The organism is Phycicoccus endophyticus, from assembly GCF_011326735.1.
GTDB classification, from domain to species: domain Bacteria; phylum Actinomycetota; class Actinomycetes; order Actinomycetales; family Dermatophilaceae; genus Phycicoccus; species Phycicoccus endophyticus.
This window is the reverse complement of record NZ_JAANCN010000006.1, coordinates 1-25,139: the sequence shown is the minus strand read 5'-3', so window position 1 is coordinate 25,139 and position 25,139 is coordinate 1. Positions and strand designations below refer to the sequence as shown.

Annotated in this window: 22 protein-coding genes; 14 read left to right on the top strand and 8 right to left on the bottom strand. The window is 75.3% G+C overall.

Annotation, left to right across the window (positions count from 1 at the left end; genetic code table 11):
* Positions 1–74 precede the first annotated feature (74 nt).
* The 3 genes from G8D98_RS08210 to G8D98_RS08200 are packed head-to-tail and all read left to right on the top strand — an operon-like array spanning position 75 to position 5,496.
* Complete coding sequence (locus G8D98_RS08210) at positions 75–1,376, top strand: MFS transporter (protein WP_229661845.1); 1,302 nt, start codon at positions 75–77, stop codon at positions 1,374–1,376.
* A gap of 60 nt (positions 1,377–1,436) precedes the next feature.
* Positions 1,437–5,321: a DNA helicase gene (locus G8D98_RS08205; RefSeq protein ID WP_166101559.1), complete on the top strand. Its 3,885-nt coding sequence runs from the start codon at positions 1,437–1,439 to the stop codon at positions 5,319–5,321.
* Positions 5,314–5,496, top strand: coding sequence for a hypothetical protein (locus G8D98_RS08200; RefSeq protein WP_166101557.1), 183 nt, complete (start codon positions 5,314–5,316; stop codon positions 5,494–5,496). The genes G8D98_RS08205 and G8D98_RS08200 overlap by 8 nt, the downstream gene beginning before the upstream one ends.
* Positions 5,497–5,580: 84 nt before the next feature.
* Here the strand turns inward: G8D98_RS08200 and mscL are convergent, their stop codons facing one another.
* The 3 genes from mscL to G8D98_RS08185 form a co-directional block, all read right to left on the bottom strand.
* Complete coding sequence (gene mscL / locus G8D98_RS08195) at positions 5,581–5,949, bottom strand: large conductance mechanosensitive channel protein MscL (RefSeq protein ID WP_166101554.1); 369 nt, start codon at positions 5,947–5,949, stop codon at positions 5,581–5,583.
* Positions 5,950–6,055: 106 nt separating this feature from the next.
* Positions 6,056–6,724, bottom strand: a complete 669-nt coding sequence (locus G8D98_RS08190; RefSeq protein ID WP_166101551.1) for an SAF domain-containing protein — start codon at positions 6,722–6,724, stop codon at positions 6,056–6,058.
* Between the two features lie 38 nt (positions 6,725–6,762).
* Positions 6,763–7,116, bottom strand: coding sequence for an FmdB family zinc ribbon protein (locus tag G8D98_RS08185; RefSeq protein WP_166101548.1), 354 nt, complete (start codon positions 7,114–7,116; stop codon positions 6,763–6,765).
* A 314-nt stretch (positions 7,117–7,430) separates the two neighbouring features.
* Between G8D98_RS08185 and G8D98_RS08180 the strand changes: the two genes are divergently transcribed.
* The 3 genes from G8D98_RS08180 (at position 7,431) to G8D98_RS08170 (ending at position 11,828) form a co-directional block, all read left to right on the top strand.
* Complete coding sequence (locus tag G8D98_RS08180) at positions 7,431–8,912, top strand: glycosyl hydrolase family 18 protein (RefSeq protein WP_166101545.1); 1,482 nt, start codon at positions 7,431–7,433, stop codon at positions 8,910–8,912.
* Positions 8,913–8,994: 82 nt separating this feature from the next.
* Complete coding sequence (locus tag G8D98_RS08175) at positions 8,995–10,608, top strand: beta-1,3-glucanase family protein (RefSeq protein ID WP_166101543.1); 1,614 nt, start codon at positions 8,995–8,997, stop codon at positions 10,606–10,608.
* A gap of 11 nt (positions 10,609–10,619) precedes the next feature.
* On the top strand, positions 10,620–11,828 hold the full coding sequence (locus G8D98_RS08170) for a carbohydrate-binding protein (protein WP_205859733.1): 1,209 nt from the start codon (positions 10,620–10,622) through the stop codon (positions 11,826–11,828).
* A 73-nt stretch (positions 11,829–11,901) separates the two neighbouring features.
* Here the strand turns inward: G8D98_RS08170 and G8D98_RS08165 are convergent, their stop codons facing one another.
* The gene (locus tag G8D98_RS08165) at positions 11,902–12,471 is read right to left on the bottom strand and encodes a TetR/AcrR family transcriptional regulator (RefSeq protein WP_166101540.1); all 570 of its coding nucleotides are present in this window, start codon (positions 12,469–12,471) and stop codon (positions 11,902–11,904) included.
* Positions 12,472–12,555: 84 nt separating this feature from the next.
* Between G8D98_RS08165 and G8D98_RS08160 the strand changes: the two genes are divergently transcribed.
* Complete coding sequence (locus G8D98_RS08160; RefSeq protein ID WP_166101538.1) at positions 12,556–13,446, top strand: SDR family oxidoreductase; 891 nt, start codon at positions 12,556–12,558, stop codon at positions 13,444–13,446.
* 55 nt (positions 13,447–13,501) lie between these two features.
* On the opposite strand, the gene G8D98_RS08155 is transcribed toward G8D98_RS08160, so the two are convergent.
* From G8D98_RS08155 to G8D98_RS08145, 3 genes are all read right to left on the bottom strand, one after another.
* The gene (locus G8D98_RS08155) at positions 13,502–14,320 is read right to left on the bottom strand and encodes an ABC transporter permease (protein WP_166101536.1); all 819 of its coding nucleotides are present in this window, start codon (positions 14,318–14,320) and stop codon (positions 13,502–13,504) included.
* A complete protein-coding gene (locus tag G8D98_RS08150; RefSeq protein WP_187566720.1) occupies positions 14,317–15,216 on the bottom strand; it encodes an ABC transporter ATP-binding protein in 900 nt (299 codons plus the stop codon). The genes G8D98_RS08155 and G8D98_RS08150 overlap by 4 nt, the downstream gene beginning before the upstream one ends.
* A 96-nt stretch (positions 15,217–15,312) precedes the next feature.
* Positions 15,313–16,857, bottom strand: coding sequence for a potassium/proton antiporter (locus G8D98_RS08145; protein WP_229661846.1), 1,545 nt, complete (start codon positions 16,855–16,857; stop codon positions 15,313–15,315).
* A 46-nt stretch (positions 16,858–16,903) separates the two neighbouring features.
* Between G8D98_RS08145 and G8D98_RS08140 the strand changes: the two genes are divergently transcribed.
* Positions 16,904–19,585 carry a penicillin acylase family protein gene (locus tag G8D98_RS08140; protein ID WP_166101530.1) on the top strand — a complete coding sequence of 894 codons (2,682 nt, stop codon included), beginning with the start codon at positions 16,904–16,906 and terminating at the stop codon, positions 19,583–19,585.
* Positions 19,586–19,616: 31 nt separating this feature from the next.
* Here the strand turns inward: G8D98_RS08140 and G8D98_RS08135 are convergent, their stop codons facing one another.
* The gene (locus G8D98_RS08135; RefSeq protein WP_166101529.1) at positions 19,617–20,189 is read right to left on the bottom strand and encodes a 5-formyltetrahydrofolate cyclo-ligase; all 573 of its coding nucleotides are present in this window, start codon (positions 20,187–20,189) and stop codon (positions 19,617–19,619) included.
* 23 nt (positions 20,190–20,212) lie between these two features.
* On the opposite strand from G8D98_RS08135, the gene G8D98_RS08130 reads away from it, so the two are divergent.
* The 6 genes from G8D98_RS08130 to G8D98_RS08105 form a co-directional block, all read left to right on the top strand.
* Positions 20,213–21,598, top strand: a complete 1,386-nt coding sequence (locus G8D98_RS08130) for a UTP--glucose-1-phosphate uridylyltransferase (RefSeq protein ID WP_166101526.1) — start codon at positions 20,213–20,215, stop codon at positions 21,596–21,598.
* Positions 21,595–22,815, top strand: a complete 1,221-nt coding sequence (locus G8D98_RS08125) for a molybdopterin molybdotransferase MoeA (protein WP_166101523.1) — start codon at positions 21,595–21,597, stop codon at positions 22,813–22,815. Before G8D98_RS08130 ends, G8D98_RS08125 begins: the two co-directional genes overlap by 4 nt.
* Positions 22,808–23,302: a cyclic pyranopterin monophosphate synthase MoaC gene (moaC, locus tag G8D98_RS08120; RefSeq protein WP_268238615.1), complete on the top strand. Its 495-nt coding sequence runs from the start codon at positions 22,808–22,810 to the stop codon at positions 23,300–23,302. The genes G8D98_RS08125 and moaC overlap by 8 nt, the downstream gene beginning before the upstream one ends.
* Entirely contained in the window at positions 23,299–23,796 is a 498-nt protein-coding gene (locus G8D98_RS08115) for a MogA/MoaB family molybdenum cofactor biosynthesis protein (RefSeq protein ID WP_166101521.1), read from the top strand. Before moaC ends, G8D98_RS08115 begins: the two co-directional genes overlap by 4 nt.
* Entirely contained in the window at positions 23,796–24,521 is a 726-nt protein-coding gene (locus G8D98_RS08110) for a GNAT family N-acetyltransferase (protein ID WP_166101518.1), read from the top strand. Before G8D98_RS08115 ends, G8D98_RS08110 begins: the two co-directional genes overlap by 1 nt.
* Before the next feature lie 19 nt (positions 24,522–24,540).
* Positions 24,541–25,139, top strand: a 599-nt coding sequence (locus G8D98_RS08105; RefSeq protein WP_205859732.1) for a hypothetical protein, incomplete at its 3' end; no start/stop codon positions are given.

Genomic DNA, 25,139 nt, shown 5'->3' with positions numbered 1-25,139 from the left:
GTACGGGACGCAGCGCTCGGCGACCGAGCCCACCGCCTGCCGACGCTCGGTACGCCGGGGGGCATACTTCGGGCGTGACGACCGCCCCGACGCCGGCCGCCGACCGGCGCGCCCTGCTGCAGCGCCGGACCCTCGGCACGCTCGTCGGCTCGCAGATGCTCGGGGGAGTGGGGCTCTCGGCCGGGGTCGCCGTCGGTGCGCTGCTCGCCGAGGAGGTCTCCGGGTCGGCGGAGCTCGCCGGCCTCGGAGGGACCTTCCAGGTGCTCGGTGCCGCGGTCATCGCGGTGCCGATGGCGCGGGTCATGGCCGCCCGCGGCCGGCGCCCGGGGCTCGTCCTCGGGTATGTGCTCGCCGCCGTCGGAGCCGTGGGCCTCGTCGTCGCCGGCGTCGTCGGCAGCTTCCCGCTGCTGCTCGTCTCGAGCCTGCTCTTCGGCGGTGCCACCGCCTCCAACAGCCAGGCCCGGTACGCGGCGGCGGACCTCGCGCTTCCTGCCCGGCGGGCCCGCGACCTGAGCATCGTCGTGTGGTCGACGACCGTGGGCAGCGTCGTCGGGCCGAACCTCGTCGGGCCCAGCGCGCCCGTCGCGCGAGCCTTCGGCCTTCCCCGCCTCACCGGCCCCTTCGTCTTCTCCCTGGTCGGGCTCGTGCTCGCCATCGTCGTCGTCGCCGTCCTGCTGCGCCCCGACCCGCTCGCCGAGGCCCGCCGGCTGGCGGTCGACGAGGGCGACGAGCCCGGCGAGCCGACCCACGGGTCGGTCGTGCGGGGCCTGCGGGTGGCGCTCACCCACCCCGTCGCGCGGCTCGGCGTCCTCACCCTCGCACTCGGGCACGGGGTCATGGTGAGCGTCATGGTGATGACGCCCCTGCACATGGCCCACGGCGACGCACAGCTGTCGGTCATCGGCCTCGTCATCAGCATCCACATCCTCGGGATGTACGCCCTCTCCCCGCTCACCGGGTGGGCGGTCGACCGCCTCGGCGGCCGGGTCGTCGCCCTGCTCGGGTCGGTCGTCCTCGTGCTGGCCACGCTCCTCGCGGCGCTCTCCCCGATGGGCGAGTCCGGCCGGCTCGTCGCGGGGCTCTTCCTGCTCGGGGTCGGCTGGTCGTGCACCCTCGTCGCCGGGTCGGCCCTGGTCACCGGCGCCGTCGCCGCCGCCGAGCGCCCCGGGGTGCAGGGAGCCTCCGACCTGGTCATGGGCCTCGCTGCGGGCGGTGGGGGCGCGGTCGCGGGGGTCATCGTCGACCGGGTCGACTTCCACGCCCTCGCCCTCACCTCCCTCGGGGTCGCCCTCGTCATCGGGCTGGCCGCCGTCGGGACTCGCGCACCCGCGACACCCGAACCGGTGCCCGAACCGGCTCCGCGATCGCCCCTGTGAACCCGCGACCCGCGTCCTCGCCTCCCCGACGCGGCGGCCTCGCGTTGTTAGCCTGCTGCGGTGAGTGCGAGCGGCCCCGCGCGCGACGCCCGGCCCCGCGGGAGGTCCGGTGCCGGCTCCGCCGTGCCCGAGGACCCGCAGCGACCGGGGCATCTCAGCCTCGCCCCCGACCTCGCCACGGTCCGCGCCGAGCGGGTGGCCGAGGCCCGCCGCGAGTGGACCCGCCACCTCGTCGAGCTCGGCGGCCCCAACACCCTGCTGTGGTACCGCGACCTGCCGGCGGGCACCCTCGACCTGTCCACGGCGCACCTGGGTGCCCGCAGCAGCCTGCTCGCCGGGCAGCCCGTGCGCCTGTCCGACCTCGTCCGCGAGAGCACGGCCCTCGAGGAGGCGCGGGCGCGCATCGCCCGCGTCCACGACACGGCGACCGAGATCGAGCGCGAGCACGGTGTGCGCACCTGCTTCCTCGGGATCGGGATGGCGTCCTGGACGCTCGTGCGGGAGGACGGGCGCGTTCTCCCGCGCAAGCCGGGCGCCCCGGTGCTGCTGCGGGCGTGCACGACCCGCCCGGTCGACGCGCGGCGGTCGGACTGGCTGCTCGAGCCGGGGGCCGAGGTCGAGGTCAACCCCGCCCTCGTCGACTACCTCGCTGCCGAGCACGCCATCGCACTGGACACCGACCGGCTCGAGCGTCTGGCCACGACCGCCTCGGCCTTCGACCCCTACCCGGTCTACGCCGCCCTCGCCGAGGCCTGCCACGCCGTGCGCGACCTCTACGTCGACCCGCGGGTCGTGCTCAGCACCTTCCCGTACCACAAGGCCCCCCTCGTGGCCGACCTCGCCCGGCAGGGCGACGCCCTGGCCGGGCACGACGTCGTCGCGGCGCTGGCCGGCTTCGGCGACGCCCTCTCCCCGGTGACCGTCGGCCCCGACACCGACGAGCGCGACGGCCGCCCCGTCGAGGACTTCCTCGTCCTCGACGCCGACGCCAGCCAGCGCGAAGCCGTCGAGGCCGTCCGCGGCGGGTCGCACCTGTTCCTCCACGCGCCACCGGGGACCGGCGCCTCGCAGACCGTGGCCAACCTCGCCGCCGCGCTCGCCGGTGACGGGCGCAGCGTCCTCGTCGTCTCCCCGAAGCGGGCCGCGCTCGAGGCCGTGCGCGAGCGGCTCGCCGGCGCCGGCCTCGGCGACCTCGTCCTCGACCTGCCGGACGGCGGCCACGGTCGGCGGCAGGCAGTCCGCGAGCTCGTCGCCGCCCTCGACCGCCTCCCGCCGCCGGCGGCTGCCCCGAAGGGCTCGTCCCGCTCCCGGGGCAAGGACAAGGACAAGGTCAGGGGCAAGGACAAGGGGCAGGACCACGCGCTCGACCCCACCCCGGACGACCGCCACGACCGGGCCCGGGCCGCCGGGCTGCTCGACACCCACCTGCGGGCGCTCCACGGGCGCCGCGAGCCGTGGGGGGTGACCCTCCACGAGGTCCAGGAGGAGGTCAGCCGGCACGCCAGGGCGCAGACGCCACCGCGCTCGCGGGTGCGTCTCGAGGGCGCGGTGCTCGCCCGGCTCGACCCGGAGACGCTCACCGAGGCCACCTCGACGTTGACGCGCCTGGCCGAGCTGGCGGCGTGGGACGGCGACGGCGTCGACGACCCCTGGTTCGGCGCCCAGCTGCGGACCGCCGAGGAGGCCGCCGAGGCCCGGGAGCGCACCGAGCGGTTGGCGGGCGGCCTCGTCGACGGGACCCGCCGCACCCTCGCGGACGTCTTCCGCGGCATCCAGCTGCCGGCTGCGCCCACGGTCCTGGACTGGGACCGCGTGCTGGCGACCGTCGGGCAGGTCCGGGACACCCTCGAGGTCTTCCGCCCGGAGGTCTTCGACATCCCGCTCGAGGACCTCGTCGACGCGACCGCCTCCCGGGCCGAGCGGCGCGCGGGCACCAGCGACCTCGGGGCGGTGGAGCGGTGGCGGATCCGGCGGCAGGCGCGCAGTCTGCTCCGGCCGGGTCGCCCGCCCGCCGACCTGCACACCGCGCTGCGCGAGGCGCAGATGCAGCGCTTCGCCTGGCGTGAGCTCGCCGGCTCCGGCGGTCGGCCGGAGATCCCCGTCGAGCTCGACCGCGCCCGGGTCGCGCACGACGACCTCGTCGACGACGTCTCCTGGGTCGACGACCGCCTCCCCCACGACGAGGACGACCTCGACCTCGTCGAGCTGGACCTCCTCGAGCTGGCCGCGCGGGCGGCCGCACTGCACGACGCCGCTCGGCGGCTCGAGCCGGCCCCCGAGATCAGGCTCGCACTCGACCGGCTGGACCGTTTCGGCCTCAGCCCGCTCGTCGAGGACCTGCGCGCCCGCCGGGTACCCGCCGACCGGGTGGCCACCGAGCTGGCCTGGGTCTGGTCGTGCTCGATCGCCGACGAGGTCGCGGCCCACGACCGCTACCTCACCGGGTTCGACCCCGCGGCGCTGAGCGATGCGGTCGCGACGCTCGTCGCCTCCGACCGGGATGCCCTCGAGGGCCAGGTACCCCGCGTGCTCGCCGCCGTTGCCGAGCGGGTGGCCGCCGTGCGCCGGGGCCGCCCGCAGGCCGAGGCGCGGCTGCGCACCGAGGCGACCCGCTCGCCCCGGCCCGGCCCGCTGCCCGAGCTGCTCGCCGAGGTGGGCCCGCTGGCCACCGCCGTGCGGCCCTGTTGGCTGCTCAGCCCGCTCGCCGTGCCCTCGGTCCTCCCGCCGGGGGAGGTCCTCGACGTCGTCGTCCTCGACGAGGCCTCCCTCGTCGCGCCCGCCGAGGCGGTCGCCGCCGTCTCGCGCGCCCGCCAGGTCGTCGTCGTCGGCGACACCCGGGCGCTGCCCCCGGTGCCCTTCGTCGTCTCCGCCGGCGTCGACGTCCCGGACGAGACCGACGCCGTGTCGGTGCTCGACCTCCTCGAGGGCGTGCTGCCCGAGCGCCGCCTGAGCTGGCAGTACGGCGCGCTCGACGAGCGGCTCGTCGAGTTCGTCGACACCGCCCTCTACGACGGGGACCTCGTCACCTTCCCGGGCACCTCGACCGCCCCGGTCGTGCGGCACGAGCTCGTCGAGGGGCACGGCGTGGTCGCGCAGGGCGAGGCCGCGGTCGAGTCCACCTCCGCGGAGGTCGCGCGCGTCGTCGAGCTCGTCCTCGAGCACGCCCGCACCCGCCCCGACCGCTCGCTCGTCGTCATCGCGCTCGGTGAGGGCCATCGGCGGCTCGTCGAGGCGGCGCTGCGACGCAGCCTGGACTCGCTCGACCCGCGCACCCTCGCCTTCTTCGCCGAGGACCGTGCCGAGGCGTTCGCCGTGCGCGACGCCGACCACGTCCAGGGCGAGAGCTGGGACGACGTCGTGCTCACCGTCGGCTTCGGGAAGACCCCGCACGGCCGCGTCCTGCACCGCTTCGGCCCGATCGGGACCGACACCGGTCACCGGCGCCTCGGGGTCGCCCTGACCCGGGCCCGCCGTTCGCTCACGGTCGTCTCGACGATCCTCGCCGAGGAGCTCGACCCGGACCGGCTGCGGACCCCGGGGGCGAGGATGCTGCGCTCGCTGCTCGAGTACGTCGAGGGGCTGGGGTCCGCGGGGCCGACCACCGACCCCGAGGCCGGCTCGGTCGTCCTCGGGGAGCTGGCCCGTCGGCTGCGCGAGCACGGGCTCGTGGTCCACGAGCGGCTCGGGAGCTCGCCGGTGCCCGTCGAGCTCGCCGTCGAGGACCCGACCGAGCCCGGACGCCTGCTGCTGGCGGTCGAGGGCGACGGGCCGGCCTACGCCGCCGTGCCCTCCGGCCGCGACCGCGACCTCGTGCGCGTGCTCGAGCTCGAGCGACGCGGCTGGCGGCACCTGCGGGTCTGGTCCACGGAGGTCTTCCGTGACCCCGCCCGGGTCGTCTCCCGGGTGCTGGACGCCGTCGGTGTCCGTCAGGCGCCCGGTGGCTGACCGGGCCGAGGAGCCCGCCCGTCGGCGGCGCCGCCCGCGGCGCGCGGTGCGCCCCGCGACCAACCCCCGTACCGACGACGCGCCCGACCTCGCCGCACCGCGCGAGGAGCCCGACCCCGCCGAGCCCGCGCGTGACCGGTGGCTGCGTGAGCAGCGGCCGCCGCACTGGGGCTAGCCCCGCTGCCGACCCCTGGACGTCGCACGGGGCGGCGACCCGGTCGGGTCGCCGCCCCGTGCGGCTGGTCGTGCTGCGGTGGGGTCAGACTCCGCGGCCCGCGCGCAGCTCGTCGCGGATCTCCTTGAGCAGCTCGGTGTTCGGGTCGACCGTCTCGGCCTCCGGCTCCTTGGGGAAGAAGCGCTCGTAGGCCGCCGTGTACGGCTTGACGACGAAGAAGTACACGACGAAGGCGATGATGAGGAAGGAGATGAGGGCGGTGATGAACACGCCGACGTGGACGCCGCCGGGCGCCCAGTTCGAGAAGTCGGGCGTGCCGCCGAGCTTTCCCAGGACGTCCATGAACATGGTGGTGAACGCCTCGACGACGGTGGCGAACGCGGCGCCGATGACGAACGCGACGGCAAGCTCGATGAGGTTGCCCCGCATGACGAAGTCCTTGAACCCCTTCATGGCAGTTCCTTCCGTAGGTGGGTGACGAGGGACACCGTATTGGCAACCGCGTGTGTCCGCGACGCAGGCAGGGTCGGTGGGGCATGGCGTGCCGAAGGTTCCCGGCTCAGCCGCCTCGGGCGGTGACCGAGACCGAGACCGAGCCGTCGAGCCCGCCGTGGCCGGCGAGCACCCGCTCGGCCGACCCGTCGGGGAGCTCGAGGACCACCCCGCGGGCTGCGGACCCGCCGCCGGTGAGCGCGAGGGCGACCTCGTCCGCCGGTGGGTCCACCGCGAGGACGACGCCGTCGCGAGCGAGCGCGGCACCCCCCGTGGCCGGGTAGACCGCGACCGGCTGCCCGGGTGCCAGCACCTCGGCCGCCGCCGGGTCGGCGAGCGTCACGTGCAGCGCCACGTGCCCCGCCGGGAGCCCCTCGGCCGGGGTGCGCGGGACGAGGCGGGCCCGGGTGAGGGCCTCACCGGGGGCGAGCGCGGCGGCCAGCCGCCGCCCGAGTGCCGGGCGTGGGCGTGCCAGGGCCGCGGGCTGCCGCGCGGTGGAGGGCACGGAACGCACGGCGAGGTCGCCCGCGGTGAGCACCGACCCCGCGGGCACCGCTCGTGCCGCCACGACGACCTCGACCATCGGTGGCTCGGGCGGGCGCAGCGTGTGCAGGCCGGCGAGGACGGCCCCGCCGAGGCAGGCCGCGGCGAGCAGCCTCCGCGCGACGACCCGCCGCCAGCGCGCGCGGCGGCCGGGACCGGTCAGCCCGGGGACCGGGCGGGGGAGGGGCGCCATCCCGCGACGCTAGGCCGCGGCGCGCGGGCGTGGTCGGGTCAGGCGGCGCCTGTGGACGACGCGCCACCGGAGGTGCCCCCTGTGGAGGACGCCGCCGGCGTCGAGCCGGAGCCCTCCGACGAGCCCGACCCCGACGAGCCGGAGCCGGAGGAGCGCTCGGCCGAGGACCCGGCCGAGCCCGTCGAGGACCCGCCGGCGGTGGACCCCGAGGAGGCGGACCGGGAGTCGGTGCGGTAGAAGCCGCCCCCCTTGAAGACGATGCCCACGGCGTTGAAGACCTTGCGCAGGCGGCCGCCGCACTCCGGGCACTCGGTCAGGGCGTCGTCGCTGAAGGACTGCACGACCTCGAAGCGGTGGTCGCACGCGGTGCACGCATAGGCGTACGTCGGCACGGTGGTCCTCCTCGGACAGCTCGGGCGCCGCCGTTCCCGGCACGGCAGTGGCGGGTCTCGCGGCGGCGCGTCGCCCCCAGGATACGGGAGCCCCGCGCCCCACCGGACCGGGCGCGGGCCTCGGGGCACCCCCCGGCGCCCCGAGGCCCCTCGAGCGGGGGTGGGTCAACCGGGGGTCAGTGGGGCGTCATGGGTGCCTCAAATGTCGGTAAGGATCGCCGTCCATGCCTTGCCAGGGGTCTCGGGGCGCGGCAAGACTGACGATGGTCGTTTAGTTAACCATCCTAACTAATTCACCGAGGAACGAGGCCCCGATGACCCCCTCCGCCACGTCGCCCCGCCGCCCGAGGGCCCGCGTCCTCGGGCTGCTCGCCGTCCTCGTCCTCGGGGGCCTCGGGCTGCTCGTCCCGCCCCTGGCCGCGGTGCCGGCCCGGGCCGCGGTCGGCTGCCCGGCGGCGACGTGGTCGGCCGCGGCCGTGTACACCCAGGGAGACCGGGTCGCGGCCGGGGGGCACGCCTACACCGCCAAGTGGTGGACCCAGAACGAGGACCCCGCGACGCACAGCGGCCAGTGGGACGTCTGGGTGGACGACGGCGCGTGCTCGGGCGGCGGCTCGACACCGACGCCCACCCCGACGGCGACGAGCCCGACGCCCACGCCCACCCCGACGAGCACGCCGCCGGGCACCGGGGGCGAGAAGGTCGTCGGCTACTTCGCCGAGTGGGGCGTCTACGGGCGCGACTACCACGTCAAGGACATCGACACCTCGGGCTCGGCCGCGCGGCTGACGCACATCGTCTACGCGTTCGGCAACGTCCAGAACGGCCGCTGCACCGTCGGCGACTCCTACGCCGACTACGACAAGTACTACGCCGCCGCCGACAGCGTCGACGGCCAGGCCGACACGTGGGACGCCGGCGCGCTGCGCGGCAGCTTCAACCAGCTGAAGAAGCTCAAGGCGAAGTACCCCCACCTGAAGGTGCTCTGGTCCTTCGGGGGATGGACGTGGAGCAGCGGCTTCGGCCAGGCCGCGCAGAGCCCCACCACGTTCGCCGACAGCTGCTACGCCCTGGTGCACGACCCGCGCTGGGACGGTGTCTTCGACGGCATCGACATCGACTGGGAGTACCCCAACGCCTGCGGCAACACCTGCGACGCGAGCGGCGCCGGCGCCTACCCGGCGCTGATGTCGGCCCTACGGCAGCGCTTCGGCGGAGAGCTCGTCACCTCGGCGATCACCGCCGACGGCACCCCCGGAGGGAAGATCGACGCCGGCGGCTACGACGCCGCGGCGGCGTCGGTCGACTGGTACATGGTCATGAGCTACGACTACTTCGGCGCCTTCGACCCCGACGGACCCACCGCCCCGCACGCCCCGCTCACCTCCTTCGCCGGCCAGCCGGTCGCGGGGTTCGACGCCGAGACCGCGCTCGGACGGCTCACCGGGAAGGGCGTGCCGGCAGCCAAGCTGCTCCTCGGCGTGCCGTTCTACGGCCGCGGCTGGAGCGGGGTCACCCAGGACGCGCCCGGGGGCAGCGCCTCGGGGGCCGCCCCCGGCACGTACGAGGCGGGCATCGACGACTACCAGGTGCTCGAGGCCACCTGCCCGGTGACCGGCACCGTCGCCGGGACCGCATACGCCCACTGCGGCGAGGAGTGGTGGAGCTACGACACCCCGTCCACCCTCGCGGGCAAGGCCGCCTGGGCTCGCGCGCACGGGCTCGGCGGAACCTTCTTCTGGGAGCTGTCCGGCGACACCGCCGACGGCGAGCTCATCCGCGGTCTGACCAGCTGACGGCCCCCGCCGGGCCGCGACGCGGGCCCGGCGGGTACCTCGACCCCACCCCGGCCACCCTCCCTCGAACGAAGGAGCCCCGATGTCCCGCCGATGGGTGAGCGCGCTGCTCACCGTCCTGTCCACCCTCACCGCCGGTCTCGTCCTGGCGGCGGCGTCCCCCGCTGCCGCCCTCGGTCCCGACCGGCTGCCCCTCACCGTGACCAACGCGACCGGCCGCGGTGAGGCCCTGCACCTCTACGTCATCGGCGTGGACCTGGCCAGCGGCCGGCTAGGGTACGTCGACGCCGGTGGCACCTTCCACGCCTGGCCGGCCGGGTCGAACCCGCCCTCTCCGGCACCGGACGTCTCCGTGGACGGTGCGGGCACCGGGGGTGCGAGCACCCTCCAGCTCCCCCGGGGGTTCTCGGGCCGGGTGTACTTCTCGCTCGGCGACCCGCTGCGCTTCTTCCTCACCCCGGACGGGCTCGTCCAGCCCGCCCCGTGGGCGGCGGGGGACCCCAACCACGACATCCTCTTCGACTGGAGCGAGCTCACCTACGACGACTCGGGTCTGTGGCTCAACAGCAGCCAGGTCGACATGTTCGCCGTCCCGCACGAGGTGTCGGTGACCGGCGCCGACGGTCGGACCTCGAGCACCGGCCTGGTCGTCGACGACGGCCGCCGCCGGGTCATCGATGCCATCGCCGCCGAGCCGGCCTTCGCCGACAGCATCGTGCGGCGTGCCGACGGCACGGTCCTGCGGGTCCTCGCGCCGGGCAAGGCGCTCGGTGCCGGTCTGCTCGACCCGCACTACCTCGACGGCTACATCGACCAGGCGTGGAACGCCTACACCACCCGGACGCTCACCGTGCAGCCCTTCGCGGACCGCCCGCAGGTCCGGTACTACGGGCACACCTCGGGCTCGACGATGACCTTCACCGACGGGTCGGGCGCCCAGATCGCCTCGTTCCACAAGCCGAGCAACGCCAGCGTGTGGGGATGCGACGGCGACCTGCCCTCGCCCAACGACGACGTCGTCGGCCCGATCTCGCGCACCCTGTGCGCCGCCCTGACCCGCGGGACGCTCGGCTCGCTCGACACCCAGCCGAGCACCGACGCCTCGCAGTTCTACCGCGGCTCCGCGCCCGACCACTACGCGCGCGTCATCCACGAGGCGATGGCCGACGGGCGGGCGTATGCCTTCGCCTACGACGACGTCGGCGGCTTCGAGTCCCTCGTCCACGACGGCGACCCGCGAGCGGCCGGCATCACCCTGTCGCCGTTCACCGGCGCGACCGGTGGCGGGTCGGGCGGCGGGACCCCGCCGACGAACGCCACGGCGGTCGTCAGCGACTGGAACGGGCTCTGCCTCGACGTGCCGAACAGCCGCTTCGAGGACGGCCAGCGCGTCCAGATGTGGACGTGCAACGGCACCGAGGCCCAGCGGTGGACCGCCGTGGGCGGGCGGCTCGAGTCCGCCAACGGGATGTGCCTCGACGTCGCCGGGGGCGGCACCGCGGACGGCACCCCGGTCCAGATCGCCCGCTGCAGCGGCAACGCCGCGCAGCAGTGGGTCCTCTCCGGGGCCGGAGACCTCGTCAACCCCCAGGCGGACAAGTGCCTCGACATCACCGACTGGGTCGACGGGCGGGGTGCCGCCCTGCAGATCTGGACCTGCGCCGGTACCGCCAACCAGAAGTGGCACCAGGGATGAGGAGTACAGCGATGACGACGACCAGCCCCTACCGCACCCGGCGGCGCCGACCTCGCGCGCTCGCCGCCGCCGTCGTGGGCGCACTGCTCGCGCTGGCCTTCAGCGCGCTACCCGGCGGCCCGGCCGCGGCCGCCACCGCCTGCGCCGCTGCCTGGTCCTCCAGTGCGGTGTACGTCGGCGGCGACCACGCCTCGTACGCGGGGCACAACTACCGGGCCAAGTGGTGGACCCAGGGCGAGAACCCCGCCCAGCGCAGCGGCCAGTGGGATGTGTGGGCCGACGAGGGCGCCTGCGGCGCAGGTGACCCCGGCGACCCCGGGGACCCGGGCGACCCCCCACCGACCGACCTGGGCCGGGCCGCCGCTGCGCCCTACCTCTACCCGGGGTGGGGTGACCCGCCGAGCCCCTCGGTGGTGATGCAGCAGACCGGCGTCGGCGCGTTCACCATCGCCTTCGTCCTCGCCAACGGGTGCAACCCCGTGTGGGACGGCGAGAGCGGCATCACCGGTGGGGTCCACGAGCGGTACATCAGGGAGATCCAGGCCGCCGGCGGCACGGTCATCCCCTCCTTCGGTGGGTGGTCGGGCACCAAGCTCGGCCCGAGCTGCCCGGACGCGGCCTCCCTCGCGGGCGCCTACCAGAAGGTCATCGACGCCTTCGGCCTCACCGCGATCGACATCGACATCGAGAACTCCGACGAGTTCGAGAACGAGGCCGTCGCGGACCGGATCGTCGGCGCGCTGAAGATCGTCGAGCAGCGCAACCCGCGGATCACGACGATCGTCACCTTCGGCACCTCGCCGTCCGGGCCGACGTACTACGGCAAGCGGCTCATCGCGCAGGCCGAGGCCCTCGGGGCGCCGATCGACGTCTTCACCCAGATGCCGTTCGACTTCGGTGGCGGCGACATGTACGCGGCCACCGTCGGGGCCACCGAGGGGCTGAACGTGCAGCTGCGGTCGGTCTACCGCTGGAGCGAGGCCGAGGCGTACTCGCACATGGGGATCTCCGGCATGAACGGGCTCTCCGACCAGCAGGAGCTCACGACGCCGCAGACCTGGCAGCGCATCCGGGACTGGGCCTCCGCCAGGGGCCTGGCCCGGCTGACCTTCTGGTCGGTCAACCGCGACCGCGGCTGCGCCGGAGGCGGAGTCGTGTCGTCCTGCTCGGGCATCGCCCAGGCCGACTGGGAGTTCACCCGGATCACCGCCGGGTTCTGAGCGGCCGCCGACCACGCGCCCGCCGGCGCCCCGCTCCGGGGCAGCGCCGGCGGGCGCGTGCCGCTGCCGGCGGTCAGGGGGTGCCGGTGACCGCCGCGAGCTCGGCGAGGACGCTGTCGGCGATCTCCCGCAGCGAGCGCTGCTCGCCCTCACCGATCCACAGGCCGAAGGCGATGCCGAACACGGTGGCGCCGGACTCGGCGGCCAGGGTGGCAGCGGGCTCGGTGACCCCCCGCTCTCGCAGCGCGCTCGCGAGGCTCGTCGCGAGACCGGCCATCTTGTGTCGTTCGCGCTCCAGCAGGGGCGGGTTGGCATCGATCACCACCTGTCGCAGCCGGGAGTGGTCACGCCGCTCGTCGACGAACCAGGCCGCACCGGCGCGGACGGCGGCAGCGACGGCGGCCATGGCCGGCGCGTCGGCGGGCACGGCCGCCAGGCCCTCGAGGAAGGCGGCCTCGAACTCGTCCTGACCGCGGAAGAGCACCTCGCGCTTGTCGGCGAAGTGCCGGAAGAACGTGCGCTCGCTCAGCCCGACCGACTGGGCGATCTCCGCGGCGGTGGTGCGCTCGTAGCCCTGGCGTGCGAAGAGCTCGAGGGCGGCATGCTGCAGGCGCTCCGCGGCGGCCGGCTCCCAGCGTCCCATGCGGGGAAGTGTAGTGATGACAGTTGCTGACATTCGGGTGTACGGTTGATGTCAGTCACCGACATCAAGCACCGAGGAGAACCCATGCACGTCTTCGTCACCGGAGCCACCGGCTGGATCGGCAGTGCCGTCGTCGACGAGCTGCTCGCCGCCGGGCATGCCGTCACCGGCCTGGCCCGCTCGGACGCCGCCGCCGCCACGCTGGAGGCCAAGGGGGCCACGGTGCGCCGTGGCGACCTCGACGACCTCGCCGGCCTGCGCGACGGCGCCGCGGAGAGCGACGCGGTCATCCACCTCGCGAACAAGCACGACTTCGCCGACATGGCGGCGTCCAACGCCGCCGAGCGGGGAGCAGTCGAGGCCCTCGGCGAGGCGCTCGCCGGCTCGGGCCGGCCCTTCCTCCTGGCCGCCGGCGTGGCCGCGCTCGCCGACGGCCGCCCCGCGACCGAGAGCGACCTCTCGCCCTTCCACGGCCCGGACAGCCCGCGCGGGGGGAGCGAGAACCTCGCCCTGGAGCTCGTCGACCGTGGTGTGCACACCGTCTCGCTGCGCTTCGCCCCGTCGGTGCACGGGATGCACGACCACGGGTTCGTCGCGGCCCTCACCGCCGCGGCCCGGGCCCGGGGGGTCTCGGGGTACCCCGGCGACGGGACCCACCGCTGGGCCGCCGTGCACCGCTCGGACGCCGCCCGCCTGGCCCGCATGGCCCTCACCGCGGCCCCTGCCGGGGCGCGGCTGCACGCCGTGGCCGAGACGGGCGTGCCCACCCGCGAGATCGCCGAGGCCATCGGCCGCGCCGAGGGGCTGCCCGTGGCGCCGGTCGAGCCCGAGGGTGTCGTGGAGCACTTCGGCTGGATCGGCGCCTTCTTCGCGATGGACCTCGCGGCGACGAGCGAGACCACCCGCGACCTGCTCGGCTGGACCCCGACCGGCCCGACCCTCCTCGAGGACATCGACGCCGGGGCCTACCGCTGAGGCGCCCGCGCCGTGCCGGCGGCCCGTCGCCGTGGGCCGTCGGCACGGCGCGGCGCTACTTCACCTCCGCCCGGGTGATCCACCACATCCCGACCGCGAGCGGTAGGACCACCCACAGCCCCACCGAGGTGCCGAGCCGGGCCCACTGCTCGGCGCTCAGCGAGCCCGAGAACAGCGGCTCCATCGTCCGGTTGAGGTCGAGCCACTCGCCGACCGAGGCGGCCCGGGCCCACAACGAGCCGAGGATCGACCACCCGGTCGGGAGCGCGTAGTAGAGGACGACGGCAGCGGGGGTGTTGCGCAGCAGCATCCCGAAGCCGAGCCCCTGGAGCAGGCCGAGCAGGACGTAGCCGGCGGCCCCCAGCCAGACGGTGCCCGCCAGGTTCCAGTCGCCGGTGGCCCCGCGCAGGGCGATCGCGCTGCCGTGCGCGGCGACGGCGAGGGCGAACGACACGGCGACGGCACCCACGCCGACGAGCAGCGAGGCCGCGACCTTCGCCCAGGCCACGCGGGCACGCCGGGGCTCGAGGGTGAACGTCACCAGGGCCGTCCGCTGGGACCACTCCGAGGTCACGGCCAGGATCCCGACGACCGGCAGCAGGAGGGCCGTCGGGAGGGTCGTGGCCTGGAGGTAGTCACCGAGCGGGTGCTCGCCGCCGTCCTGCACGAGGAGGATGGCCAGGGCACCGACGACGAGCACACCGATCGCGACGAGCAGCCACCGACCGGCCCGGGTGTCGAGCATCTTGCGCAGCTCGACGTGCACGAGGCGGGGCATCGGGATGGTGCGCACCGGCCGTTCCCGGTCACCGGCGGTGGCCGGTGCGGGCGGCGCCGGGGCGGTGACCGGGGCCGACCCGGTCGCCGCGCTCACGCGGCCACCCCCTCGCGGGCCGAGCTCGCGGTGAGCTCGAGGAACATCTCCTCGAGACCGCGCTCGTCGCCGCCGCGCAGCTCGCGCAGCGCGACGCCGGCCCGCAGGGCGAGGCGCCCGACGGTGTCCGGGTCGGTGTCGGCGCGCAGGCCACCGGTGGCCAGGGGTGCCACCGTCACGCCGTCGGCCTCCAGGGCCGCTGCCAGCGCGGAGTCGTCGACCGAGGCCACGCGGGTGCCGGCGCCGGCGAGCAGCTCGGTCGTCGTGCCCTGGGCCACGACCCGTCCGTTGCCGATGACGATGATGTCGTCGGCGACCCGCTCGATCTCGTTGAGCAGGTGCGAGCTGAGCAGGACCGTGCCGCCGCGCGCGGCGAACCCGGCGAGCAGGTCGCGCATCCACCGGATGCCGGCCGGGTCCAGCCCGTTGGCCGGCTCGTCGAGGACGAGCACCTCCGGGTCGGGCAGGAGGGCCTGGGCGATGCCGAGCCGCTGGCGCATCCCGAGGGAGTAGTTGCGCACCCGCCGGGCGGCCTCCTTCTCGGTGAGCCCGACGAGCTCGAGCATGGCGTCGACCCGGCGCCGGTCGACCCCGGTGAGGATCGCCGCGAGCGTCAGCACCTCGCGGCCGGTCCGGCCGGCGTGCTGGGCGGAGGCGTCGAGGAGGACGCCGACGTGCCGGCCCGGGTTGGGCAGGGTCGCGTACGGACGACCGAGGACGGTCGCGGTGCCCGCGCTCGCCGGGGTGAGCCCGGTGACCACACGCATGGCCGTCGTCTTGCCCGCGCCGTTCGGGCCGAGGAAGCCGGTGACCCGGCCGGGGCGGGACTCGAAGGAGACGTCGTCGAGGGCGGTGAACGCGCCGTAGCGCTTCGTGAGGTGCTCCACGGTGATCATGACGAGCACTCTGCTGCCCGGCCGGGGACCCGCACCATGAGGGTTGGTCCTGACCCGACCCCGAGCCGACCCTGGCGGGGTCAGGGGCGGGGTGCCTCAGCCGTCGGACCAGTCGGCGAGCCGGCCGCCCCTGCTCACCTGGTACAGGCGCCGCTCGACGGCGGCCCGCACGTCGCTCGGCACGACGAGCAGCAGCTGGTCGCCGTGTCGGAGGACGTCGGACTCCCGGGGCACGAACGAGGCCCCCTCGCGCACGACGAGGCTGACGTTGGTCCCCGGCGGCAGCCGCAGCTCGAAGACCCGCACCCCGGCGATCCTCGAGCGGGGGCCGATGTCGATCTCGAGCAGCTCGGCCCCGAGGTCGGCCAGGGGCGTCGTCTCGACCGCGAGGTCGACCCGGTGGTGCGGGGCGTCGACCCCGAGACGGTGGGCGACCCACGGCAGCACCGGTGCCTGGATCAGCGTGAAGACGACGACGAGCACGAACACGAGGTCGAACATCCAGTCGACCCCCGGAGTACCCGCCGTGACGGGGACCGTCGCCAGGACGACCGGGACGGCGCCGCGCAGCCCGGCCCACGACAGGAAGACCTGTGTGCGCCACGGGATACGGAAGGGCGTGCAGGAGACCAGGACCGACAGGGGCCGGGCGAGGACGAGCACCGCCGCGCCGATGACGAGCGCCGGAAGCAGCTGGTCGGCGAAGCCCGACGGCGTGGCGAGCAGGCCGAGGAGGACGAACAGGCCGATCTGGGCCAGCCAGCCGATGGCCGTCGCGAACCCGAGGACGGCCGGCCGGTGCGGCAGGTGAAGGTTTCCCAGGACGAGGGCGGCGAGGTAGCAGGCGAGGAACCCCGAGGTCTGCAGCGAGGCGGCGGCGGCGTAGGCGAGGACGGCCACCGCGAGGACCCCGATGGCGAACAGCGCCGAGGAGGCGGTCGCGACCACCTGGAGCAGCCGCGCCCCGAGCCACCCCACGGCGAGCCCGACGAGCGCGCCCCCCACGAGCTGGACGAGGGCGACGAGGAGCAGCCGCCACCACGGGTCCGGCTCGCCACCGGGGGCGAGCTGCGCCGACAGCGCGGTGACGAGGAGGACGACGGGCGCGTCGTTGAACCCCGACTCGGCCTCGAGCATCCCCGAGACCCGCCGTGGCAGGGGCACCCGCCGCAGGACGGAGAACACCGCGGCGGCGTCGGTCGAGGCGAGCACCGCCCCGATGAGCAGCGAGACCTCCCACGACCAGCCGAGGGCGGCCCGCGCGACGACGGCCACGACGAGGACGCTCACCCCGACCCCGACGGTCGAGAGGGCCGCCGCCGGCGCGACCGCCCGCCGGATGCCCGACCACTGCGTCGAGATCCCACCCTCGATGAGGATGAGGACCAGTGCCGCGTACCCGAGGACCTGGGTGAGCTCCTCGGAGTCGTAGTGGATGCCGATCCCGCTCTCGCCGAGCGCCAGCCCGATGGCCAGGTAGATGAGCAGGGTGGGCAGACCGGAGCGCAGCGAGAGCCGGACCGCGACGACGGCGACGACGAGGACGAGGGCACCGACGAGCAGCACGGAGGACAGGTCGTCCAGGGTGAACCCCGCCGTCGCGGCGCCGTCCGCCGCCGGCACCGCCCATGCGTGTGTCACCGGGACCGTCCTCGTCTGCTCGGGTGAGGTGTCCTAGTCTCGCAGGGTGAGCCGCCTCGTCCTCGCCCGCCGTGTCGTCGTGGGGGTCCTCGCGGTGGTCCTCGTGGCCGCCGTCGTCGCGGGTGTGGTCGTCGTGACCGCCGTCCGCGACTCGCTGCCGCGGCACACCGGCGAGGCGACGCTGCCGGGGCTCTCCGCGAGCGTGACCGTCAAGCGCGACGACAGTGGCGTGCCGCACATCTACGGCGACTCGGTCACCGACATCGCCCGGGCGCAGGGGTACGTCCACGCCCAGGAGCGCTTCTTCCAGATGGACCTGCGGCGGCACATCACCGCCGGACGCCTCTCGGAGCTTGTCGGGTCGGCCGGCCTCGAGACCGACAAGGTCATCCGGACGATGGGCTGGCGGCGGGTCGCCGAGGCCGAGCTGCCGCAGCTGGAGCCGGAGACCCGTCAGGTCCTCCAGGCCTACGCCGACGGAGTCAACCGCTACCTGCGCGGCCGCAGCCCGGGCGAGGTGTCGGCGGAGTACACGGTCCTCGGCCTCCAGCTCCCGCTCGGCGAGATCGAGGAGTGGACGCCGCTGGACTCCCTGACCTGGCTCAAGGCCATGGCGTGGGACCTGCGCGGCGACGAGACCGACGAGCTCGCACGCGCCCGGCTGACCGGTCGCCTGACGCGCGCGCAGATCGAGGCGATCTACCCCTCCTACGACGAGGACGCCCACCCGCCGATCCTCTCGGCCGACGAGTGGCAGCCCGGGGACGACTACCCGGGCGCCTCGACCTCCTCGACCTCCTCGGCCTCCTCGGCGGTGCCGGAGGCCCTCACCGCGGGGAGCGGCGCCGACGACGCCGCCGCCGGCACGGGTGCCGTGACGAGCGCCGGCGCCCGCGCTGCGTACGCGGCCGTCGAGGACGCCCTCGAGGCGGTACCCCAGCTCGTCGGTCGCGGCGAGGGCGTGGGCTCGAACTCGTGGGTCGTCTCGGGCGAGCACACCGCGAGCGGGAAGCCGCTCCTGGCCAACGACCCCCACCTGGGCGTGGAGCAGCCGGGGGTGTGGATCCAGAACAGCCTGCACTGCCGCACCGTCGACGCCGACTGCCCGCTCGACGTCTCGGGGTTCTCCTTCGCGGGGGTGCCGGGCGTCATCATCGGCCACAACGCGGACATCGCCTGGGGCTTCACCAACCTCGGGCCGGACGTGTCCGACTACTACCTCGAACGCGTCGTCGGCGACACCTACCTGCGCGACGGGTCGTGGAAGCCGGTGCAGTCGCGCACCGAGACGATCAAGGTGGCCGGCAAGGCCGACCAGCGCATCACCGTCCGCTCGACGACGCACGGCCCGATCATGTCCGACGTCCTGCAGTCGGTCCGTGAGGGCGGCGCCCGCGCACCGACCAGCGGCGACGGCGGGACGGCGCAGGACTACGCGGTCTCCCTGGCCTGGACCGGCCTCCAGCCCGGCCGGACGGCCGACGCCATCCTCCAGATCGACACGGCGAGCACGTTCGAGGAGTTCCGGCAGGCGGCCAGCTCGTTCGCCGTCCCGGCCCAGAACCTCGTGTACGCCGACCGCGAGGGCCACATCGGCTACCAGGCCCCCGGGCAGGTGCCCGTCCGCCGCTCCGCGTTCGCCAAGAGCCCGCCGGGCTACTGGCCCGCACCGGGGTGGGACTCCTCCTACGACTGGACCGGCTACGTCCCCTTCGAGGACCTCCCGTGGACCCTCGACCCCAAGGACGGGGTCATCGTCGCCGCGAACCAGGAGGTCACCGACAGCCTCACCCCCTTCCTCACGAGCGAGTGGGACGCCGGGTGGCGCTCGACCCGCATCGGCCAGCGCCTCGACGGGCTGGAGGACGCCACCGCCGCGGACATGGCCCGGATCCAGACCGACGACCGCGACCTCTTCGCGCGCACCCTCGTGCCCGCGCTGCTCGCGGTGCCGCTCGAGGCGCCCGAGGGGGAGTCCGACCAGCAGGACCTGCTCGACTTCACCGAGGAGGCGCGCAACCTGCTGCGCGGGTGGGACGGGAGCACACCGGCCTCGGACTCCGACGCCTCCGCGGCGGCGGCCTACTACAACACCGTGTGGAGCAACCTGTGCGACCTGCTCTTCGACGACGAGCTGCCGGTCGACATGAAGGCCGACGGTGGTGAGCGCTGGCGGGCCGCGGTGCAGCGGCTGCTCACCGACCCCGAGAACGACTGGTGGGACAACAAGCTGACGCCGAACGTCACCGAGGGGCGGGACGAGATCCTGCGTCAGGCGCTCGTGCAGGCCCGGCTCGAGCTGACCAAGGAGATCGGCAAGGACCCGCAGCAGTGGGACTGGGGCAAGCTGCACCGGCTGACGCTGCGCCACCAGGTGCTCGGCGGCGACTCGACGCCGGGCATCGTGCGGTGGCTGTTCGACGCCGGTACCTACGAGATGCCCGGCGGGTCGGCCATCGTCAACGCCAACGGCTGGGACGCCTCACAGGGGTACGACGTGAGCTGGGCGCCCTCAATGCGGATGGTCGTCGACCTCGACGACCTCGACGGCTCGACCTGGGTCGACCAGAGCGGGGTCAGCGGGCACGTGACCGACGACCACTACGCCGACCAGGTCGACGACTGGGTCGCCGGCCGGCAGCGCGCCTGGCCGTTCACCGCGCGCGCTGTCGACGCGACCGACCCGGACGTCATGACCCTGCGCCCGGACGCCGAGCCGGCCTCGTAGGGGAGCGTGCCCGGGGTCCGCCGGCCCGGCGCTACCGGCCGCGGCCGCCGAGGTCGGTCGGCCCGTCGGCGGTGAGCACGGCGTCGACGGGCACGTCGTGCGAGGCCCGCGGGAGCGGCTCCTCGTCCGCGGCCAGCAGCTCGCCGGGGTGGAGCAGGACGACGACGGGAACGCCGGGGCGGCGACGCGGCAGCGCGCGGTCGTAGCAGCCGCCACCCTGGCCCATCCGGGTGCCCGTCGGGTCCACCGCCAGCCCGGGCGCGAGGACGAGGTCGGCGAGCGCGACCGCGCCCCGCCCGAGGAGCGCCCGTGCCGGGTCGGAGAGGTCGGTCCACTCCAGGTCGAGGTCGGGCAGGGTCACCGGCACGAGGACCCGGGCTCCGGCGGCGACGAGCGCCGCGTTGAGCGGCCCGGTGGGCGGCTCGCCCGGGAGCGACTCGTAGGAGAGCAGAACCGCCCCGGCGCCCAGGCCGTGGTCGGCGGCGAGGGCGAGCGCGCCCGACGCCAGCGCGGCGGCGTCGGCCGCCTCGTCCCGGGCCGCGACGAGGGCCTGCCGGCGCGCGCGCAGCGCCTGCCGCCGCGCGGCCTTGGGAGGAGTCGCCATGCGGGCATCGTAGGGTGGCGCCCATGGTGAGCGAGGCGCTGCAGGCGGCGACCGGTCGGATGCGGGAGGCGGGGGTCGACGAGCTCGCGGTGCGGGTGTTCGCGCACTACCACGAGCAGCTCGCCGCGGACGTCACGGGGACCATCCCCGAGGGCAGCGTCGACCCGCTCCCCGACCCGCCCTCGCTCGAGGACGTCCGCCCGGGCGAGGACGCGGTCCGCGAGGCGCTCGCCGGCACGGTGGTCGTCAAGCTCAACGGCGGCCTCGGGACGAGCATGGGGGTCTCCGGCCCGAAGTCGGCCCTCGAGGTGCGCGAGGGGCGCACCTTCCTCGACGTCATCGCCGAGCAGGTTCTCGCGCTGCGCCACCGTCACGAGGTCGAGGTGCCGCTGCTGGTCATGAACTCCTTCCGGACCCGGGAGGCCTCGCTCGAGATCCTCCGCCGGCACGCCGGTCTCGAGGTCGACGGCCTGCCGCTGGACTTCCTCCAGAGCAAGGAGCCCAAGCTGCGTGCCGACGACCTCTTCCCGGTCGAGCACCCGCGGGACCCCGAGCTCGAGTGGTGCCCCCCGGGGCACGGCGACGTCTTCGTCGCGCTGCGCACCTCGGGGCTGCTCGCGCAGCTGCGCGAGCGCGGCTACCGCTACCTGTTCCTCTCCAACGCCGACAACCTCGGAGCCACCTGCGAGGGCGCCATCCCGGCGTGGATGGCCGCCGAGGGCATCCCCTACGTCGCCGAGATGAGCGCCCGGACGGTCAACGACCGCAAGGGCGGCCAGCTCGTCGTCCGGCACGCCGACGGGCGGCTCGTGCTGCGCGACACCGCCGCCGTCGTGCCGGGCGAGGAGCACTACTTCCAGGACCTCGAGCGGCACCGCTGGTTCCACACGAACAACCTCTGGGTCGATCTCGAGGTGCTCTCCGCGACGCTGGACGCGCGGGACGGCGTGCTCGGCCTGCCGGTCATCGTCAACCGCAAGACCGTCGACCCCACCGATCCGGGCTCGACGCCGGTCATCCAGCTGGAGACGGCGATGGGCTCGGCCGTCGAGGTCTTCGACGGGGCGCGGGCGCTGGCCGTCGGCCGGGAGCGGTTCCGCCCGGTGAAGACGACCAACGAGCTGCTCCTGCTGCGCAGCGACCTCTACCGGGTCGCCGAGGACGGCACCGTCGAGGCGAGCACCGACCGGCCCGACCCGCTCGTCCAGCTCGGGTCGGCGTACACGCTGCTCGACGGCTTCGAGGCCCGCTTCCCGCACGGCGTGCCCTCGCTGCGCGAGTGTTCGAGCCTGCGGGTCGAGGCCGACGTCACCTTCGGCGCCGATGTCGTGTGTGTCGGCGACGTGCACCTGACGGGCGAGGCGCGCACCGTCCCCGACGGGGCCCGCCTCGAGGGCGCCGGCGGATGAGGAGCGTCGCGCAGCACCGCGCGGCGGTGCTCGCGCTCGTCGCGCCGCTCGCGCCGGTGAGGGTCGGGGTCGGTGCGGCCCGGGGGCTGGTCCTCGCCGAGGACGTCGTGGCCGCCGTGGACCTGCCGGGGTTCGACAACTCCGCGATGGACGGCTACGCCGTGCGCGCGGCCGACTGCGCGGGCGCGAGCGACGAGGCGCCGGTCCGCCTGCCCGTCGACGGCGACATCCCCGCGGGGGACACCCGCCGGCACGTCCTGGGCCCGGGCCGCGCGCTGCGGATCATGACAGGCGCCCCGCTGCCCGAGGGCTGTGACGCCGTCGTCCCCGTCGAGCTGACCGACGGCGGGCAGGCGCGCGTCGCGCTGCGGCTGTGCCCCGAGGTGGGCCGGCACGTCCGCCGCCGTGGCGAGGACGTGCAGCGCGGCCGGACCGTGCTGCGGGAGGGGGTGGCGCTGGGCCCGGGGCACGTGGCCCTCGCGGCCGCGGCGAACGTCGCGCAGGTGAGTGTGCGCCGACGCCCGCGGGTCACCGTCGTCTCGACCGGCGACGAGCTCGTGCCCGTCGGCCACGCCCTCGAGCACGGGCAGATCGTCGACTCCAACCACCTCATGCTGTGCGCGCTCGTCGAGGCCGCCGGCGCCGAGGTCGCCGCAGGCGTGCACCTGCCCGACGACGCCGACGCCGTACGAGCCTTCCTCGCCGCGCCGGACGGCGACCCGGACCTCGTCATCACGAGCGGCGGGGTGTCGATGGGCGTGTACGACACCGTCAAGGAGGTGCTCGCCGCCGACGGTGGCGTCGAGTTCGTCAAGGTCGCGATGCGCCCGGGGATGCCGCAGGGGTGCGGCACCCTCGCCGCGTCCGGGGTCCCGGTCCTCACCCTGCCGGGCAACCCGGTCAGCTCCTACGTGTCCTTCCACGTGTTCGTCCTGCCGGCGCTGCGCCGCCTGGCCGGACGAGACCCCGAGGCCGACGGGTCGTTCACCGCGGTCGCCGGCGCCGCGTGGCCCACGGCCCCCGGGCGGGCGGAGATGACCCGGGTGGTCGAGGACGGCGACCGGGTCCGCCCCTCCGGCGGGCAGGGCTCGCACGTGCTCGGCGCCCTGGCCGAGGCGACCGCGCTCGCGATGGTCCCTGCGGACGTGGAGTCGGTCGAGGCGGGCATGAGCCTCCGCTGCCTGCCGCTCCTGGGGCATCATCGGGGCTGTGGCTGAGCGACCCGGGCCCGCGAGCGGGCTGACGCACGTGCGTGCCGACGGCACGGCCCACATGGTCGACGTGTCGGCCAAGGCGGTGACGGCCCGGCGCGCCGAGGCCCGCGGCCGGGTCCTGCTCTCCCCGGCGGCGGTCGCCGCGCTGCGCGACGGCACCGTGCCCAAGGGGGACGCCCTCGCGGTGGCCCGGATCGCGGGCATCCAGGCGGTCAAGCGCACCCCAGAGCTCGTGCCGCTCGCCCACCCCGTCGCGGTGCACGGGGTCGAGATGGACCTCGCCGTGGTCGACGACGGCGTCGAGCTGCGCGCCGAGGTGCTCACCGCCGACCGCACCGGCATCGAGATGGAGGCGCTGACCGCCGTGGCCGTCGCCGCCCTCGGCCTCGTCGACATGGTCAAGGCGGTCGACCGGCACGCCCGGGTCACCGACATCCGGGTCACGGCCAAGTCCGGCGGTCGCTCGGGCGACTGGCGGGAGGACGGGTGAGCGCCACGGTGGACCTGCGCGGCCGCCGGGCCGCCGTCGTCACCTGCTCGACGCGGGCCGCGGCGGGCGTCTACCCCGACCGAGGTGGCGCGCTCCTCGCCGAGACGCTGCGCGAGTGGGGCGCCGAGGTGGCCGACCCGGTCGTCGTCGCCGACGGACCCGCGGTGGGGGAGGCGCTCGCCGCGGCGCTCGCCGAGGGCCCTGACCTCCTCCTGACGACCGGGGGCACCGGGCTCACCCCCACCGACGGCACGCCCGAGGCCACCCGCCCGCTGCTCGAGCGCGAGGTGCCGGGGCTGGCCGAGGCGCTGCGGGCCCGTGGAGTCGCCCAGGGTGTCCCGACGGCGGTCCTCTCCCGCGGGCTGGCCGGGGTGGCCGGGCGGACCCTCGTGGTCAACCTGCCCGGGTCGAGCGGAGGGGTCCGCGACGCGCTCGCCGTCCTCGCCGAGGTCCTCGGCCACGCGCTCGACCAGGTCCACGGGGGCGACCACTGATGTGGCGTCGGCTGCGGGCCGGGGCCGCCGGGGCGGACGCCGCGCGCGAGGAGAGCTGGGTGTGGCCGTTGCGGCTGAGCGGCCGGACACCGGCCGGGGTCGACATCGTCCTGCGGCCGCTCGAGCTCGCCGACGAGCCGGTGTTCCAGTCGGTGCGCCGGGCGAACGCTGCCTGGCTCGAGCCGTGGGACGCCACCTCGCCTCTGCCGCAGGCGCGTCCGCGCACGTTCGGCGACCTCCTGGCGCAGTACGAGGCCGACGGGGCGTCCGGGAGGGGGCTGCCGCTGGCGGTCGAGGTCCGGGGGCGGCTCGTCGGGCAGGTGAACGTGGGGACGGTCGTTCTCGGGTCGTTCCGCTCCTGCACGGTCGGGTACTGGGTGAGCCGCTCGCTCGCCGGGCGGATGGTGGTGCCCACCGCGGTGGCTCTCGTGGCCGACCATCTCTTCGGGCGCGTCGGGCTGCACCGGATGGAGGTGAACATCCGCCCGGAGAACACCTCCAGCCTCGCGGTCGTGCGCAAGCTCGGCTTCCGCGCCGAGGGGCTGCGCCCCCGGTACCTCCACATCGACGGTGCCTGGCGGGACCACCTGTCGTTCGCGCTGACCACCGAGGACCTCGAGGGCGAGACGGTGCTGGAGCGTCTCGTCCGTCGGACGGGCGAGGAACAGCCGTCACACGAGTCACTTGCGCGACACACCGAGGCGGGTGCCGGTCCGGGCGGCTGAGCGCGCCTACCGTCGGAGCGTGCAGTCCCCGTCGAGCCTGATCTTCCTCGTCCTCCTCGGGGTCTGGGCTGCCTACTTCGTCCAGTACTGGGTGCGCCGGCGCGACCACCTGGCGACCGCCCGGTCCGTGGAGCAGTTCAGCGCCGCCATGCGCGTTCTCGAACGACGTCCCCCAGTCCCGCGCACCGACCTGTCGGACCCGGCGCCGCGGTCCTGGGCCGTGCACCCCGCCCGCGCCGCGCGCCCTGAGGTCGTCGTCAAGCGTGCGGTGCTCGACGACGAGACTCCGGCCCGCGTCCAGCGCACGGCCGCCGCGTCGGTGAGCCGTCCGCCCGCTCCGGGACGTCCGCCCTCGGTGCGCCCGGTGCGCCGTCCCACTCCGGCGGCGTTGCGCAGGGTGCGTGGGGCGGCGCTGCTCGTCTCGCTGGTCGGCCTCGTCGTCGTCGGCCTCCTCGCGGCGTTCTCGGTGCTGCAGCCCTGGGCGCCGGTCATTCCGGCCGTCGCGCTCCTCGCCTCCTTCGCGTGGGTCCGGGCCGGCGTGCGCGCCGAGCGTGCTGCCCGGCTCGCCCGCCGCCGCCGCGCGCGGGAGGTGGCTCGCCGCCGGGCTGCGGCGGCCCC